The following is a 15707-nucleotide window of genomic DNA, read 5'->3' on the forward strand; positions in this document are numbered from 1 at the left end:
AAGTCCTTTCCTATGAGCTGAAGTCGACAGCGCCCTTGAGGTGGGCGCGCTTGATGTCGGATACGGGAATGCGGAAGGCGGTGCCGTCCACGTCGAGCTCCACCGCGCCGTCCGCGACGCACGCGATAGTGCCGGTGAAGGCGCTGCGCCCGTCGAGGGGGGCGGCCGTCTTCACCACGGCCGTCTCGCCGGCGAACCGCGCGAAATGCTCCGGCGTGCGCAGCGGGCGGTCGATGCCGGGAGACGAGACCTCCAGCGTGTAGGCGCCGGGGAACGGGTCGAGCTCGTCCATGAGGTCGTTGATCCACCCTTGGGCGGCCGAGAGCTCGTCGAAGCTCACGCCGCCTTCCACATCGATGTACACCCTGATGGTAGGCGCTTTCTTCGCGCCCACCACCTCCACGGTGACAATCTCCACGCCCTCCTCGGCCGCGCGGGGGGCCAGCGCGTCGAGCAGCTGCTGTTCCTTCTTGCCGAGCACGTCCGCCTCCTCTCTCGCCCGGCGCGCCTTCTCCTGCGCGCCGCCGTGCCGTCCTGCCGGACCGGGCGCCCTCCCGCCTCGCGGCGTGGGGCGAACCGGCCCTCTACAAACAAAGAAAGCGGGAACAGGCCCACTTTCTCATGCTTCGAAAGTATGGTGCGCACGTACCTCTCACCCGCCTCGTGCGCGTTTGCTTGGTAGGTTATACCATATTCTGCGACGGTTGCCTAGTGACGCGATCAGGGCTCTCGCAATCTCACCACATTTCGCCGCGGACGGTGGCGGCGCCGGGTTCGGCGGAAACGGGCCCGCCGTCAGCGGAGCCGCCCCCAGAAGCGCTGCCGCCCGGACCGGCGGGCACGCCCCCGCCGACACCGCCGGCATCGAGCGCGAGGCCGATGCGCACGACGGCGCGGCCGTCGGCGGCCTCCGCGAAGAGCTCGCCGCGGTGGCGCCGGGCGATCTCGCGCATGGCGGGCAGCCCCAGGCCGTGCTCGCGCGGGTTCTCCTTGCTCGTGGCCAGAAACGACGCGCCGGGCTCGGCCGAGTTCTCGCAGCGCAGGGCCAGCACGTTGCCGCTCGTGCGCATGGAGAGCGCCAGGTACGGCTCGTCCTCGCCCGCCGCGCGGGCGCGCTCGCACGCCTCCACGGCGTTGGACAGCAGGTTCGACAGCAGCACGGACAGCTCCGTGGCGCCCAGGCCCAGGCGCTCGGGCACGCGCACGTCGCACTCCACGCGCACGCCCGCGGCCTGCGCCGGCGCGAGGTAGGCGGCCAGCACCGCGTTCGCCACGACGTTGCCCGTGTAGCGCAGGGGCGGCGCGGCGTCCTGCTGCCCTGCGAGCTCGTCCAGGTAGGCGCGGCAGTCCTCCCACGCCCCCTCGTCGGCCATCCTCCGCAGGGCGGCCACGTGGTGGCGCAGGTCGTGGCGCGCCGTGCGCGCCTCCCGCTCGCCGTGCCTTAGGTGCACGAGGCCCGCCTCGGCGGCGTGCACCTGCACCTCCAGGTCGCGTACCTGCTCCTGCGCAGCCCGCAGGCGCCGCACGCGCACCGCGAGCATCCAGGCGAACACGCCCACCAGCATGAGCCCCGCGTACTCGTGCTGCCACAGGCCGTACAGCGGCTCGTAGGCGTTGTCGTCCAGGAGGTTCGCCGCGAGGGCGGCTCCCAGCACCGCGCAGCCGTACAGCACGAACCGCGCCTCGGCGCTGCGGTTGCGCAGGCCCACGACGGCGCAGCCCGCGAACAGCCCCCAGCACGCGATGCGCACCGCGCTCTGGAACGCGGCGTACGCCCCGATGGAGGCGGGAAGCGCGGGCAGGGCCGCCGCCCAGGCGAACGTGACGGCCGGCAGCAGCCACAGCGCCCGGGCCCCCCACCGCGCGGCCGGGTGCCCCGCCTGCGTCCACGGCAGGCCCGCAGCGCGGGCGGCCAGCGCCACGGCCGCCACGAGCACGCACGCCCACGCCGCGTCCTCCAGGGCGTACCACCAGGCGTTCGCGATGCCCGCGCGCCACGCCAACCCGTGCGCGCCGGCCACCGCGAACGCCAGGCACAGCACGGCGAAGTCGCGCAGGAGCGCATCGCCGCCGCCCCGGCGGCGCACCGCGAAGGAGAGCAGCGCCGCCGCAAGGGGGCCCAGCACGAGCACGCAGGTGCCGAGCGCGCTCGCGAAGCCCAGCCGCCCCATGGCCTGCGCCGTGCCGAGCACGGGCGGGTAGTACAGCCCGCTGTAGTAATGCTCCCGGTTCTCCACCTCCAGCTTGAGGCGCGTGCCGTCGCGTACCACGACGCCCACCTCCGCACCGTCGCCGCCCGCCGCTGCCACGGCGCCGTCCACGTACAGGGTGAAGTCTCCGTACACCTCGGGCACCAGCAGCACGAGTGCACGCTCGGGAGCGTTGCCCACGTAGCGCAGCTCGAGCTCGTAGACGGCGGTTCCGAAGGCCGAGGCGCCGCCCGGCACGTAGGAGAAGTTTGAGTACTGGCCGATGAACGTCTCGATTTGCGACGCGCCGTCGACGGAGAGCAGCCAGCCGTCCACGAGGGGCACGGGGCGCCCGAGGTCGGCATCCGCCAGCTCGAGGACGCCGCCCGCCCCATAGGGCGGTGGGGAAAGGTATTTGTTATCATGGTAGTACGCCAGCGCGAGCAGGCATCCCGCCAGCAGGAAGATCGCTGCCGCGCCAACGGCCGCGCGCACGGCCGAGCGAACCGACATCAACGACCCCCTCCCGACGACAAGGACACCCCGTGCGGCATCTTACCAGAAAACGCCTCCGCCCCGCCGCCCGCGCCGCGGCGGCCCTGGGCTTGGCGGCCGCGCTGGCCGCAAACGGCGGGACGGCGGCTTGGGCGGATGCCGAGGCGGGAGGAGCGCTCGGCGGCTCGCCGGGCGGCGGCATGGCGGGCGGCGTCGGGGGCATCGCCCCCGGCAGCGAGGGCGGCGGAGGCTCCCTCGGCAGCGGGACCGGCGGCCCCGGAAGCGGCATCGGCCACGTGGACCAGCCGTTCGGCCAGGTCATCCGCATCATCCCCGATGTCGGCATGAGCGCGCTGCTGTACCTGCCGTCATTGCCGGTCGATCCGTACTGCCGCGACGAGGATACCGGGCACCCCGCCCTGCAAGTGCTCTACGTCGATCGGGCGTATGCAGACGAGCCGGGCAACTGGGAGCGCTGGGGCACGTTCGAATGGGATGAGGATTGGCAGGAATACGCATCAGGCGCGGACAGCATCTCCCCCGTCTTCGACGACAACTACCAAGACCCGACCATTCTGTACTGCACCGTCAGCTATTCGTCGAAAGCCGTCGACTACCGCGACTTCTACCTGCGCGCAACCGCGGTGACACGCGAGGGCGGCGTGCTGACGACCACCGAGTTCGAACCTGCGCTCATCGCCTACGAGGGCGGATGGCGCCCCGACGATCCCGACGATCCCGACGACGAGCCTCCGAACATCGTGAACCCGCCGGAAACAGGCGCCGGCGACAGCGGCGGCAACCGGGGCGGCGCGGTGCAAGGAGAGAGCGAGCGCGTGGATCCCGGGAGCACGCCGAAGAGCCTGCTGCCGAACATGGAGAGGGCGCAAGCCGCCTCGGGTTCCGAGGCGAACGGAGAAGGGGCGGGAAGCGACGCCGAGAAGCACGAGGCCGCGGAAAGCGAAGGCAGGGAGGAACGCACCGGGGCAAGCTCGGCAGGCGGCAACGGCGCGCAAACCGGCGGGTACCGGAGCGCGCCAGACGACGGCGCTCCCCCGCATGGCAACGACCAGATTCCCGGCTTCGCCTGGGCCCTTGGGATCACGGTCGGCACCGTGGGCATCGCAGGGGGCGCCCTCGCCGTGCTGCGCGCGAAGGGCAGCTTGGCCAAGAAGCGCCCGTAGGCGAAAAAGGGCGCCAGCGGCGCCGTCAGCGGCGCTTGCCGAGCCGCACGAGGCCGAGAGCCACTACGGCAGCGGCGGCAAGTGCGACAGTCCCTAATGCGGCGGGCGAGGAGGCGAGGCTATCGCCCGTGGTCACGAGCGACTGGTCCGTGCCGGTGGGCGCGCCGGGGCTCGTGTTGGCCGAACCGTTGCCGGAGCCCGTGCCCCCGTTTCCGCTTCCCGTTCCGGTGCCTTCACCGGAACCCTGGTTGTCGCCGGTGCCGGGCTCGTTGCCCTCGCCTTCGCCCGCAGGAGGCTCGGGCGGGTTCGGGGTCGTGCTTTCGGCCCCGAGTTCCACCGGCACCGATCCCTGCGAGTACACGGCAGGGTCGGACGCATCGTGCGCAGCGTTCACCACGCTCAAGGAACCCACGCCGATCTCGACCGTCGCGCCTTCCTCCCCCGCCAGGCGCACGCTGCCGAGTGCTAAGGTGTCGTTCGCAAACAAGTTCGCGTCGCCGGCCAAATACAAGCTCAAGACGCCTTCGCTGCCTTCATGCCGGTAGCGCGCCTCCTTGACCGCCACGCCGTCCAACGACCCGTCGAACGCGAAGCCGGCCTCCACCCCATCGAGGTCGGCGCCCTTCACCGTCAGCGTCAATCGTAGGGTGCGCACGTTGTCGCGAGCGCCCTCGGGCAGCTTGAGGGACACGGCCACGTCGTCCGAGCCGTCCACCTTTTGGAGCACCGCCTCGGGATCCACCGCCGCCCACGCGGCACCCGGCACCAGCGCGAGGCAGAGCGCGCACGCTGCGAGGGCGCCTGCCGCAAATTTCTTCATCGTACTCATCATATCGTCAACCGTTCCTCTCACGTCTCGGGTTAGTCGTTCTTCGCGCCGGACGCGACGTCGCCGGTCAGCTCGATCTCTGGCAGCGTTTCGGGCCGACTCGCGAACAGCGAGTCGCTCGTCAGGCGCTGGCCCTCGTTTGTGAGCGCGTTGTCCACGCGGTAGAGCTCGGCGCGCACTTGGGTAGGTAGCTGTATCTCCTTGAGCATCGCAGGCTCGATCCAGTACACCCACCGGCCCTCGGACGTCTCGCCCAGCAACGCATCGCCGGGGTTGGGCGCGAGGATGATCTGGTTCGCCACCACGTTGCCGTTCTCATCGACGCCGCCCACCACGTTGCCCTGGGCGTCGTAGAGCATCACCACGTTGTAGGCTGGATTGCCCTTGTAGTCGCCCACGAACACCACCGACCCCTTGGGGATTGAGCGCGCGGCCTGGCCCTCCATGGCAGGCTGGTACACGAAGTCGCTCTTGAGGATGCCGATGGCTTCGCCTTCGCCGGCCGCGAGGAAGTCCACGTTGTCGCCGGACGGCCCGGACACGTCGATCTCGCCCACCGCAAGCGTCTTGCCCGCCTGGCCCACGCCCGTGATGCGCAGGTAACGTGCGTCATAGGTGCAGATCCACGGATCGTCGCCGTTGTCGAAGTAGAGCGTTGCCGTGCCATCGTCTCCCAGCTGCAGCCGGCCTTCCTTAATGGCCGTGTAGGCCTCCCCGTCCAAGCTCGTCTCGATGCGGTAAGCACCCAGGGCGGCGGCCGCATCCGCACCTTCAAGCGTGTAGCGCACCGACGTCACCTGGGTCGATTTGCCCATGTCGATAGTCAAGGAGGGATCCTCCTTTGCGGACACTCCCGCGAACACGGTGTCGGCTTTGCCGTCCACGGCAAGTGCCGAAGCCAGCTGGGGCTCGGGGGCGTCGGGGTCGTCGTCGGTAGACGGCGGCACCACGTCTTGCTGCGAGACCATGTTCGTGGAAACCGTCCAACCGGTCTTGTCCTGCAGGCCGTTGCCGGAAAGCTTCACGGGGTCGAGCGTCTTCGCTGCCGAGCGGTTCAGGAACTTGTCCACCGCCGTCACCTCATAGGCTACGGTACGATTGCCGAGCGACGAGGCGTTGTCGGTGTACGTGGCTTCCGTGGAGAAGCCCGTCGACGCCCTTCAGCAGCGCCTCGACACGCCGGATGCCGCCAGCGGGACCACGACAGGATTGCTATCCGAGATCGCATCTTTAGACTCAAAGATGACCGATTCTTCTCCTTTGAGCAGCGAAGCCGGATCGGCCGAAACCTCAACGCCTTCGTTCGCCGTCGCCTTCACCGCAGCAGCCGAAACCGTGCGGGTAAGGGTGGCATTCACCTGCGTCTTGCCGATGTTCGCAGCGGCGATCTCCAAGTCAACGAGCGTCACGGCGCCGTCGCCGTCGAGGTCGCATGCGGGATCGTGCCCGTCGGGGGAATCGAGGGACTCGAGGGCATCGATGACAGCCTTGGCGTCGTACACATCGACAACGCCATCGCCCGTCACGTCGCCCGACACCATCAGGCCGGGGTGCGCCGCCTCTTCGTTCACCTTAAAGTCACCCGTGCGCAGCTCAAGCGACACGGCGTCGGCTTTGATTTCGATCTGCTGGCGGTACGTCAGGAAACCGGGCGCGCTCACCGCGAGCTCGTAGGCGCCGTCGGCCAGGCCGTCGAAGCGGACGGTGCTTTGCAGGTTCGCCGTAGAGGGATTGCCCGTCGCGGTGCGATGGAAGCCATCGGCACCATCGAGCGAGACAGTGTACCCTGCGCTGATACCCGCCGCGGAGTCTACGATGGCCGTTCGGCCCTCGACCAAGGTGAGGCGTATCGAGCCCACCGGGTCGGAGGAAGCCTCGTTCTTGGGCTGGTCCGCGTTGGGCGGCAGGGTGTTGTTTTCGACAACCGCCGGAGTATCCGAGGGCACCTCGGGAGCCGCGGGGTCGGCTGCAGGTTCTTGGGACTCCTGCGGAGCCGGAGTAGCGTCGTCGGTATCAGCATCGACAGCATACGCCGGGATGCCGAACAGCGAAAAGGCCAAGACGACGGCTAATGCCGCCGAGAGGAAGCGGGGACTGCGTTTCATGTTCGATTTTCCGTTTCTCGCCAGCCATTACGTAGGTGCGGGACCCTCCCGCGTGATATGCTGCGCAAATGATAGCATAAAGGTAACGGAAACACTATGAGTTTGCCCATGAAAAAGCAAGGGGAAGGCGCGTTGTTCGCGCCTTCCCCTTATAGTTCTTCCAGCAGGTCGCACACCAGTGCGGCGAGCGGCGCGAAGTAGCCGTCGGGAGCGGCCTCGGCCACGCGGTCGCGAAACGCCGGCGCCCACGCGGCCGGGTGCTCGCGCACGAACGCATGCAGGCGCTCCTCGCAGCCAAGGGGCTCGTCCGCCGCCGCACCGGCAACCGCGGCTGCGGCGTCCTCACGCGTTTCTGTGGCCACTGCGGCAGCCGAGGACCCGCCGTCCGCATCACCAGCGACTCCCGAGGCCCCGCCGTCCGCACCGGCGGCGCAGCAATGGCAGAGCTCGGCCAGGTAGAGCAGCTCGATGCCCAGGTGGTCGGCGTACTGGTTGTTCTCGTTCGCCAGCACGAGGCCGGCCTCGGCGAGCAGGTCCTGCATGGCCACGGTGGCGCGGCCGAAGCCGATCTCCCCCACCTGCCCAGCCTGCGCGTACATCGTCTCCCACGGCGGCGCGGCCGGTTTCGGCGGGCCGATGAACAAGCGCGCGTACTCCACGTTCACGCGCCGCACGGCTTCCCCGATCTCCCTGCCGTCCACCTGCTCGGCACGGGCGTAGGCCTTCAGGCGCTCGAGCGTGCGGCGGACGGACGGGCCCTCGACCTCGCCAGCTGCAAACTCGTCCCAAAATGCCTCGTCCAGCCCGAACGCGGCATCGGCCGCCATCGGAGCGAGCAGGCTGTTGCCCAAGAACGCGAACCGGTGAGCCCGGCGCGTCCAGACCTCAGCAGGCGTCGGCATGCGAAGGCCTTTCCACCGGCGCGCCGCCCGCCTGCGCGCCGAAAACGCCGTCGCACGGCCGGCCGCCGGCCGGCGCACCGCCCACCGTGGGCGCCGCATCGGCCGGGGCCAACCCCGCCGCCACGTCGTCGGCCAGTGCCGGCGCGGGGTCGTAGGAAAGGAACACCTTCGTCAGCACGAGGAACGCGAGCACCCCCAGCGCCACCATGCCCACCGCGATCATGATCTCGGGCAGCGTGGGCATATACGAGCTGGCAACCGCCCACCCGTCGATGCCGGCCGCGCCCTGCGACGAGGACGACCCCGAGATGAGCCCCGGCGCACCGGACACGTTCGGGAAGATGAAGCTGGTGAACAGCAGCCACAGGCGCTTGCAGAACACGCCCACGACCACGCCCGCGCACGCGAGCGCCACAAGACCCATGCGGCGGCGGTTCTTCGCGAACACGAGGATGGTGAACGGCACGATGACGCCCGCGATGATCTCGATCCAGAAGAACGGCGCCGTGGCCCCGGCGAACAGCTGGCCGAGCTCCGCCATGCCGTGCTCCGTGCCGGGGTAGGCCATCGTGAGGACCTCGCAGCCCACCATGTAGCCGTCGACCGCGATGCACACGGCCAGAAGGCCGGCCAGGTTCGCGATGAGCTTGCGCGACGTGGCGAACACCTTGGCGCGGTTCATCCACAGAAGCGCCAGCAGCAGAAGCGCCAGGCCCGAGTCCATGGCCGAGGCCACGAACAGCGGCGCCATGATGGTGGAGTACCAGCCTGCGCGCGCGATCTGCAGGCCGAAGATCCAGGCCGTCACGGAGTGCACGAGGATGGCCACCGGCAGCGCGAAGCGGCTCACGATGGCCACCTTGTCCTGCGCGCCGGGCTTCTTCGACGTCATGAAGTACAGGTAGACGAGGTTGATGACCAGGTAGGTGGTGATGACGCAAATGTCCCACAGAAGCGGCGACATGAAGTTCGGCGACGCGAACAGGTTCAGGATGCGCACGATGCCGCCCAAGTCGATGAGCACGAACGCGCCCGCGATGCAGATGCAGATGAGCGACACGAGGATGGCGGGCAGCGCCACCTTCTTGTACTCGGCCACGTGGAAGATGGACGCGGACGACGCCACGATCAGGCCGCCGGCCGACAGCCCCACGAAGAACATGAAGCAGGCGATGTAGAGGCCCCACGACGTGCCGTTCGACATGCCGGTGACGCCCAGGCCGCCCATGAACTGGTACACGTAGGCGCCCACGCCGGCCAGCACCAGCACGGCCAGCACGCCCATGACGACCTTGTACGGGGCCGAGAGGTTCTTGAGATTCGAGAAATTCATAAGTGGTTTTCCTCCCTAGCCTATGTAGAAGAGTTGCGGGCGGGTGCCTTTTTCCTCGAGCAGATGGTGCACGCTGCCGGCGCGCTCGCGGGCGAGCCTCGAGATGTCGCTCTCGGGGTCGTCCAGGTCGCCGAACGTGCGGGCGCGGGCCGGGCACACGCGCACGCACATGGGCACGTCGCCGTCGTCGGTGCGCTCCTTGCACAGCGTGCACTTCTCCATGACGCCCTTGTTCCGCACCGGCACGCGCGCGTCTCCGTAGTTCACGTCGGGGTCGCGCACGGGCTCCTCCCAGTTGAACACGCGGGCGTTGAAGGGGCAGGCTGCCATGCACATGCGGCAGCCGATGCACTTGTCGTAGTCGATCTCCACGCGGCCCTTCTCGTCCTTGTACGTGGCGCCCGTGGGGCACACCTTCAGGCACGCCGCATTCTCGCAGTGCTGGCACTGCACGGGAAGGTAGGTGCGCGTGAGGTTCGGGTACTCGCCCACCGCGCCGTCGAGCGTGTCCGCGCCCTCGGTGAGGATGCGGTTCCAGAGCATGCCCATGGGCACGTTGTTCTGCATCTTGCAGGCGTTGGCGCAGGTGTGGCACCCCACGCAGCGCTCCTTGTTGATGGCTATGGCCAGTTTCGTCATGGTGTCACCCTACGCTTTCTTCACTTCGACGAGCGTGTCCGAGAACGGGATGACCGGGCCGGTCATGAGCTCGTAGCCGCGCTCGACCATGGTGTCGTTCGTCACGTTCTGGAGGTTCCCGGACGCGAGGTAGTCGGCCGAGGCGCCCTCGATCATGCGCGCCGATCCGGGGCGGACGGCCGAGTTCGCCTTCACGCGGCACCGGAAGCTGCCGCGCCCGTTGCCCACCTCCACCGTGTCGTCGGCGGCGATGCCGCGCGCCTCGAGCTCGGCGGGGTTCAGCTCCACGTAGGGCTCGTAGTACTGCTGGATCCACGACGCGTCGGCGAACTGGTTGTGGATGCGGAAGCGCGAGCGCACGTTCGCCAGCTGCAGCGGGAAGTCCGCGCGGGCCGGGTTGCCGTCGTAGGCCTCGGCGGGGTCCTCGTAGACGGGCAGCGCCTGGCCGAAGCCCACCAGGTTGTCGTAGTACACGTCCATGCGGCCCGACGGGGTGCCGAACACGAGGTCCGGGAACGCCTGGCGGGGCTTCTCGATGCCCTCCAGGGGATAGGCGCCGTGGTTCTCGTTGATCGCCTCCACGGTGAGGGCGCTCAGGTACGGGTCCTCGGAGTTCTCGAGCATGGCGTCCACCCACGCGCGGGAGGTCTTGGGCAGCGCGTCGGCCGCGCCCAGGCGCTCGGCCAGCTCGCGCTGGATGCGGAAGTCGGTGCGGGCCTCGAACAAGGGCTCGATGACCTTGTTCTGCAGCACCAGCTGGTTGTAGCCCACCTTGAGGTTGCCCACCTCCTCCTCGTTCTCGAAGCGCGTGCACGCGGGCAGCACGATGTCGGCCCACTTGGCGCCCTCGGTGAAGTACGGGTCGATGGACACGATGAGGTCGAGCTTCTTCGCCCACTCGACCGTGGCGTTCATGTTGGCGTAGTGCTGCTGGAGGAAGTCGCCGCAGCAGATGAAGGCGCGCACCTTGTTCTGCCTCGTGCGCATGTCGTAGGCGGCCATCTCGTCGTCGGCGGAGGCCATGCCCTCGGGCAGCTCCCAGCTGGCGAGGTCGCCCGTGTAGCCGTTCCACGCGCCGCCCACGAACACGCCGATGTTGGCGCCGGGCTTGCAGATGTTGCCCGTGAGCGCGGCGAGCACGGCGGCGGCGTGGCCGGCGATGTCGGCGTTGGCCATCTTGTCGTTGCCGCCCCACCCGAGCGCGATGGTGGCCGGGCCGTCCTGGGCGTAGGCGCGGGCGAGCTCCTCGATGCGCGCGGCCGGGATGCCCGTCTTCTCGGACGCCCAGTCGAGGGTGTGCTGTTTCTGGCTCTCCTTGAAGAAGGTGAGCACGGTCTTGTACGTGGTGCCGCCCTCCGTGAAGGTGCCCTCGAGCGCGGGGCTCGCCACGCTCGTGTACGGGGCGCGGGCGTTCGCGGCGGCATCCCACACGAAGAAGGGGTTCTGCTCGCCGGTCTCCGGCTCCTCCGCGGCCGGGTCCTCGGCGTGGTCGCGCACGAGCTTTCCGGTGGACACGTCCACGAGGTACGGGAAGGCGGTGTGCGCCGCCATGAACGCCTCGTCGTACCAGCCACCCTCCACGATGGCCGTGGCCATGCCGAGGAACAGCGCGGCGTCGGTGCCGGGCGTGATGGGTATCCACTCGTCGGACTTCGAGGCCGTGGTGGAGAAGTGCGGATCCACCGTGACCATCTTGGCCCCGGCCTCCTTGGCCTCGAAGAACAGGCGCACCTGCGGCAGCGTTGACTCGCAGAAGTTGCTGCCCACGGTGAGCACCATGTTCGCGTTGACCCAGTCGCGCGCCTCGCCCGTGGCGTAGGCGTAGCCGCCGCCGTGGCCGATGGCCGGGTCCAGGCCGTTGCCCGTGCCGTTGTCGATGCCGCCCATGCCGCCGGTCTGCGCGCCCAGCAGGGGCGCGAGGAACGGGAAGCTCGCCTCGGTGGTGGCGCCCACCATGACGCAGTCGCGGCCGTGCTCCTTCTGCAGGGCGGTGAGCTTCTCCACGATCTCGTCGTAGGCCTCGTCCCAGCTGATGGGCTCGAACTCGTTCGCGCCGCGCTCGCCCACCCGTCGCAAAGGCGTCTGGATGCGGTGCGAGCCGTAGATGTGCTGCACCTCCGAGATGCCCTTGAGGCAGATGGTCTCGTAGCGGTCGTCCACGCACGTGTTCGGCTCCACCTTCACCAGGCGGCCATCGCGCACTGTGCACTTGAGCGGGCACATGCCTCCGCAATGGCCCTGGTGGTACGTGCAGGCCGTGTACTCGTTGCCGGCGGCCGCCGCCTCGGCGCCGGCCGGGCCGATGCCCGCGTACGCCTTCGCCGGGGCCAGCCAGCCCCCCGTGGAGAACATGCCCGCCGCCGCGGCCGCGCCGCACGCGGCAGACCCTTTGAGGAACCCGCGCCTCGTCAGCTCCATACGGTCCTTCCTCTCTTCGTTCGCTCTTCTTTTCACCAAGATGGTAGTTTTTCGACGGCGCACAGTGTATGGAGGCGACGGGGGCCCGTCATCGTCCCGTCGGCCGAAATCTGGACCGCCGATTTTGTGCATTATGAACAATGGCGTAAGATATACCTGATGATATAGGTAATTGTCAGGGCGGCGAGGAGGCGGCGTTGCCGATCCGTCATCGAGCGCTGCGCGTCGCCCCTGCCGCTCGCCGGCCGAAACCGCACGTGGCAGCCCAAGGAGGCAACCGTGAATTTCAACCTCGACCTCGTGCTCGCCGAGCTCGCCGACTTGGGCCCGACGGCCCGTTACCGGCACGACTCCCGGCTCGACCTCGACCGCGTGGAGGTGCTCGGGCCCTCGAGCATCCCGCGCACCGGGAGCCTTTTCGTGGTCGACGCGGCCTCGTTCGGCACATTGGACGACGCCTTCGCCGCCGCCGGGTCCTTCCTCGTGCTGGGAGCCGACGCCCCGCCCGAGGAAGCGGATAAGGCGGACGCGCCGCCCGTGCTCTACGTGCCCGCCGGCCCGGGCCTGCCCGGGCCGGCCGAGATGCTCGCGCGCCTTCTGGAGATGCGCCTGCGCCTGGACGCATGGTCCGAGACCCTGCTCACGGCCATGGCGCGGGACGCCCCTTTGCAGGAGGTGTTCGACATCGCCGCGGAGCAGTTCGCGAACCCGCTCATGCTCTCGGACGCCACGCTCTACTTCGTGCTGGTGGCGGGCAGGCTTCCCGAGGAGCTGGACGACAGGCTGTGGACATCGGCCATCGCGACGGGCGCGTGCCCCATCGAGCTGTGCATGGAGGCATGGGCGGCGGGCTCGTCCGACCCCGGCGCGCAGGACCGGGCGTTCCTCATGGAGAACGCCACCGGCGACGGTCGCAGCTACCTCGTGCGCAACCTCATGTGCGGCGAGGCGTACTACGGCTGCTTCGAGCTCGTGGACGTGAACGCGCCGTTCCAGCCGGCCGACTTCGCGCTCGTGGACTACCTGGGCAACCTGCTCTCGCTCGTGATGCCGCTCCAGAGCCGGCCGCAACCGGCCGAGGAGCCACTCGGGCCCCTGCGCGACCTGCTGGACGGGCGGTCGGTTCGGCCGCAGGTGCTGGAGTACGCCCTGTCGAAAGCGGGCTGGCGGGCCGACGACCGCTTCTTCGTCGCGCGCTTCGGCGCCGCGGAGCCTGCCGAGGATGTCGGCGCGCGCGGCCAGACGATGCGCCTCGTGGCCGAATTCTATCCGCTCGCCCGCTTCTTCGACGACGGGGACGCGGCCCTCATGGTGGCACGCGACGCCGACTACCCGCTGGCCGCGCTCCGCGCGCGGCATGCGGCCCACGACGTGGAGACGAGCGCGGAGCCGCGGTTCCGCGCCGGGTTCTCCTCGCTGCTCGCGGACTTCTCGCTCGTGCGCACGGCCGCCGACCAGGCAGCGCTCGCCTACGACCTCGTGGACGACGCGGAGCTGGGCGGCGCGTTCGGCTCCACGCTGTCGTGCTTCTACGACGACTGCTGGTTCGAGGACGTGCGCGTGCGCCTGGGTCTGGACACCGACGCGTCCTGGCTGCTCGACCACGCCGCCGTGGCGCTCGCGCGCGCCGACGCCGAGGACGGCGCCGCGTACGTGGAGACGGCGCTGGCCTACCTGCGCAGCGGCTGCAACGCCACGCGCACGGCCGAGGCCCTGTTCATCCACCGCAACACGCTGGCCTACCGCCTGAAGCGCATCAAGGCCCTCTCCGGCATCGACCTTGAGAGCCCCGCCGCCGCGGGCACGGACCTGCTGCGCGTCCACCTGAGCTGCCGGCTGCTCGCGCAGGGGCGGCGGTAGGGGCTGGGGGGGCTGCGTCGAAGCAAGCCCTCCTGGAAGCCGCCTTTCCTTTCCTACCTCCCCGCGCGCACCAGCTCCTCGGCCATCTCGCGCAGCTTGAACTTCTGCACCTTCATGGACGGCGTCATGGGGAAATCGTCCACGAAGAACACGCGCTTGGGCACCTTGTAGCGCGCGATCCGCGGGATGGAGAAGGCGCGCACGTCGTCCTCGGTCATGGCCTCGTAGCCGGGGCGCACGCGGATGAACGCGCCCACGATCTCGCCGAGGCGCGCATCCGGGATGCCCACCACCTGCGCGTCCAGCACGCCGGGCATCGTGAGCAGGAAGTTCTCCACCTCGAGCGGGTAGATGTTCTCGCCGCCGCGGATGATCATGTCCTTGATGCGGCCGGTCACGCGGTAGTAGCCGTCCTCATCCACGGTGCCCAGGTCGCCGGAGTGCAGGTAGCCGTCGGCGTCGATGGCGCGCGCCGTCTCCTCCGGCATCTTGTAGTAGCCCTTCATCACGTTGTAGCCCTTGCAGCACAGCTCGCCCGGCTCGCCCACGCCGCAGATGTGCCCGTCGGCCGGGTCGATGACGCGCACGTCCACCGGCGGGTGCGCCCGGCCCACCGTCTCGCACTTGTGCGCGATGTCGTCGTCGGCGCTCGTCTGCGTGAACACGGGGCTCGTCTCGGTCAGGCCGTAGCAGATGGTGATCTCGGCGAGGTTCATCTTGTCCATGGCCTCGCGCATGGTCTCGGGCGGGCAGGGGCTGCCGGCCATGATGCCCGTGCGCAGGCTGGACAGGTCGAACGTGTCGAAATCGGGATGGTTGAGCTCGGCGATGAACATGGTGGGCACGCCGTAGACGGCCGTGGCGCGCTCCTTGTGGATGGCCTGCAGCACGAGGCCCGCGTCGAAGTCCTCCACGATGATCATGGTGGAGCGGTGCGTGAGGTTGGCCATGACGCCCAGCACGCAGCCGAAGCAGTGGAAGAACGGCACCGGCAGCGTCACGCGGTCCTGGGACCTAAGCTTCTGCCCCTCGCCTATGTAGAAGCCGTTGTTGAGGATGTTGCGGTGCGTGAGCATGACGCCCTTCGGGAAGCCCGTGGTGCCGGAGGTGTACTGCATCATGACCACGCTGTTGTTGTCGAAGTGCGTTTCCGCCTCCTCGAGCGCGTCGGCCGGCACATGCTGCCCGAGCAGGATGAGCTCGGGCACGCTGTAGCAGCCGCGGTGCTTCTCGGGCCCCATGTAGATGATGCTTTTCAGGCAGGGGTACGTCTCGGACTCCAGGTAGCCGCGCTGCTGGGTGAGCGTTTCGGGCACGAGCTCGCGGATGATCTGCAGGTAGTCCACGTCGCGGTAGGCGTCGATGACACAGAGCGCCTTCATGTCCGACTGCTTGAGCACGTAGTCCAGCTCGTGGGACTTGTAGATGGGGTTCACCGTGACCATGACCACGCCGATCTTGGCGGTGGCGTACATGAACGTGAGCCAGTCGGGGATGTTGCGCGCCCACACGCCCAGGTGGTCGCCGGGGCGCAGGCCGATGGCGAGGAGTCCCCGGGCCAGGTTGTCGGTGCGCTCGTCGAAGTCCTTGTACGTCCAGCGCAGCGCGCGGTCGGGGTACACGACGAACTCATGGTCGGGGTCTATGGCCACCTGGTCGCGGAAGTAGCGGCCGATGGTCTTCTCGGAGTGCAGCGGGTAGTCGGGATCGCCCGGGACGGGGCCGGACGCGGGGGTTTCCTCGGTCGTCATGT

12 protein-coding genes are annotated in these 15707 nt (G+C 69.0%); 2 read left to right on the top strand and 10 right to left on the bottom strand.

The window, feature by feature from the left end; genetic code table 11:
- Positions 1-10: 10 nt before the first annotated feature.
- A complete protein-coding gene (locus tag BN3560_RS01125) occupies positions 11-481 on the bottom strand; it encodes a ribosome maturation factor RimP (protein ID WP_096226663.1) in 471 nt (156 codons plus the stop codon).
- A gap of 256 nt (positions 482-737) precedes the next feature.
- The gene (locus tag BN3560_RS01130; protein ID WP_096226664.1) at positions 738-2702 is read right to left on the bottom strand and encodes a GHKL domain-containing protein; all 1965 of its coding nucleotides are present in this window, start codon (positions 2700-2702) and stop codon (positions 738-740) included.
- A gap of 32 nt (positions 2703-2734) precedes the next feature.
- Here BN3560_RS01130 and BN3560_RS01135 point away from each other — a divergent pair, with 32 nt between their 5' ends.
- Positions 2735-3868 carry a hypothetical protein gene (locus tag BN3560_RS01135; RefSeq protein ID WP_096226665.1) on the top strand — a complete coding sequence of 378 codons (1134 nt, stop codon included), beginning with the start codon at positions 2735-2737 and terminating at the stop codon, positions 3866-3868.
- Positions 3869-3893: 25 nt separating this feature from the next.
- Here BN3560_RS01135 and BN3560_RS01140 read toward each other — a convergent pair whose 3' ends face one another.
- The 7 genes from BN3560_RS01140 to BN3560_RS01165 all read right to left on the bottom strand — a co-directional run bounded on the left by BN3560_RS01140 (position 3894) and on the right by BN3560_RS01165 (position 12094).
- Positions 3894-4688: a hypothetical protein gene (locus tag BN3560_RS01140; RefSeq protein ID WP_096226666.1), complete on the bottom strand. Its 795-nt coding sequence runs from the start codon at positions 4686-4688 to the stop codon at positions 3894-3896.
- Positions 4689-4729: 41 nt separating this feature from the next.
- Positions 4730-5767 (bottom strand): discoidin domain-containing protein, encoded by a 1038-nt coding sequence (locus BN3560_RS01145; RefSeq protein ID WP_227115439.1) that lies wholly within the window; start codon positions 5765-5767, stop codon positions 4730-4732.
- 90 nt (positions 5768-5857) lie between these two features.
- Positions 5858-6802, bottom strand: coding sequence for a dockerin type I domain-containing protein (locus tag BN3560_RS14620; RefSeq protein WP_227115440.1), 945 nt, complete (start codon positions 6800-6802; stop codon positions 5858-5860).
- Between the two features lie 149 nt (positions 6803-6951).
- Positions 6952-7704: a TorD/DmsD family molecular chaperone gene (locus BN3560_RS01150; RefSeq protein ID WP_161959465.1), complete on the bottom strand. Its 753-nt coding sequence runs from the start codon at positions 7702-7704 to the stop codon at positions 6952-6954.
- On the bottom strand, positions 7688-9037 hold the full coding sequence (nrfD, locus tag BN3560_RS01155) for an NrfD/PsrC family molybdoenzyme membrane anchor subunit (protein WP_227115441.1): 1350 nt from the start codon (positions 9035-9037) through the stop codon (positions 7688-7690). The genes BN3560_RS01150 and nrfD overlap by 17 nt, the downstream gene beginning before the upstream one ends.
- Positions 9038-9052: 15 nt before the next feature.
- Positions 9053-9676, bottom strand: a complete 624-nt coding sequence (locus BN3560_RS01160) for a 4Fe-4S dicluster domain-containing protein (RefSeq protein ID WP_096226668.1) — start codon at positions 9674-9676, stop codon at positions 9053-9055.
- 9 nt (positions 9677-9685) lie between these two features.
- Positions 9686-12094 carry a molybdopterin-dependent oxidoreductase gene (locus BN3560_RS01165; RefSeq protein ID WP_096226669.1) on the bottom strand — a complete coding sequence of 803 codons (2409 nt, stop codon included), beginning with the start codon at positions 12092-12094 and terminating at the stop codon, positions 9686-9688.
- Between the two features lie 279 nt (positions 12095-12373).
- Between BN3560_RS01165 and BN3560_RS01170 the strand changes: the two genes are divergently transcribed.
- A complete protein-coding gene (locus BN3560_RS01170; protein ID WP_096226670.1) occupies positions 12374-13954 on the top strand; it encodes a PucR family transcriptional regulator in 1581 nt (526 codons plus the stop codon).
- A 53-nt stretch (positions 13955-14007) separates the two neighbouring features.
- On the opposite strand, the gene BN3560_RS01175 is transcribed toward BN3560_RS01170, so the two are convergent.
- Positions 14008-15705 (bottom strand): AMP-binding protein, encoded by a 1698-nt coding sequence (locus BN3560_RS01175; RefSeq protein WP_096226671.1) that lies wholly within the window; start codon positions 15703-15705, stop codon positions 14008-14010.
- Positions 15706-15707 lie beyond the last annotated feature (2 nt).

The sequence above is a fragment of the Gordonibacter urolithinfaciens genome (assembly GCF_900199375.1).
GTDB classification, from domain to species: Bacteria; Actinomycetota; Coriobacteriia; order Coriobacteriales; family Eggerthellaceae; genus Gordonibacter; species Gordonibacter urolithinfaciens.

Bases quoted from the DNA above. Each gene is read 5' to 3' on its own strand.
- BN3560_RS01130 (WP_096226664.1), bottom strand. From the start codon at position 2,702: ATGTCGGTTCGCTCGGCCGTGCGCGCGGCCGTTGGCGCGGCAGCGATC.
- BN3560_RS01140 (WP_096226666.1), bottom strand. From the start codon at position 4,688: ATGAAGAAATTTGCGGCAGGCGCCCTCGCAGCGTGCGCGCTCTGCCTC.
- BN3560_RS14620 (WP_227115440.1), bottom strand. From the start codon at position 6,802: ATGAAACGCAGTCCCCGCTTCCTCTCGGCGGCATTAGCCGTCGTCTTG.
- BN3560_RS01150 (WP_161959465.1), bottom strand. From the start codon at position 7,704: ATGCCGACGCCTGCTGAGGTCTGGACGCGCCGGGCTCACCGGTTCGCG.
- nrfD (WP_227115441.1), bottom strand. From the start codon at position 9,037: ATGAATTTCTCGAATCTCAAGAACCTCTCGGCCCCGTACAAGGTCGTC.
- BN3560_RS01160 (WP_096226668.1), bottom strand. From the start codon at position 9,676: ATGACGAAACTGGCCATAGCCATCAACAAGGAGCGCTGCGTGGGGTGC.
- BN3560_RS01165 (WP_096226669.1), bottom strand. From the start codon at position 12,094: ATGGAGCTGACGAGGCGCGGGTTCCTCAAAGGGTCTGCCGCGTGCGGC.
- BN3560_RS01175 (WP_096226671.1), bottom strand. From the start codon at position 15,705: ATGACGACCGAGGAAACCCCCGCGTCCGGCCCCGTCCCGGGCGATCCC.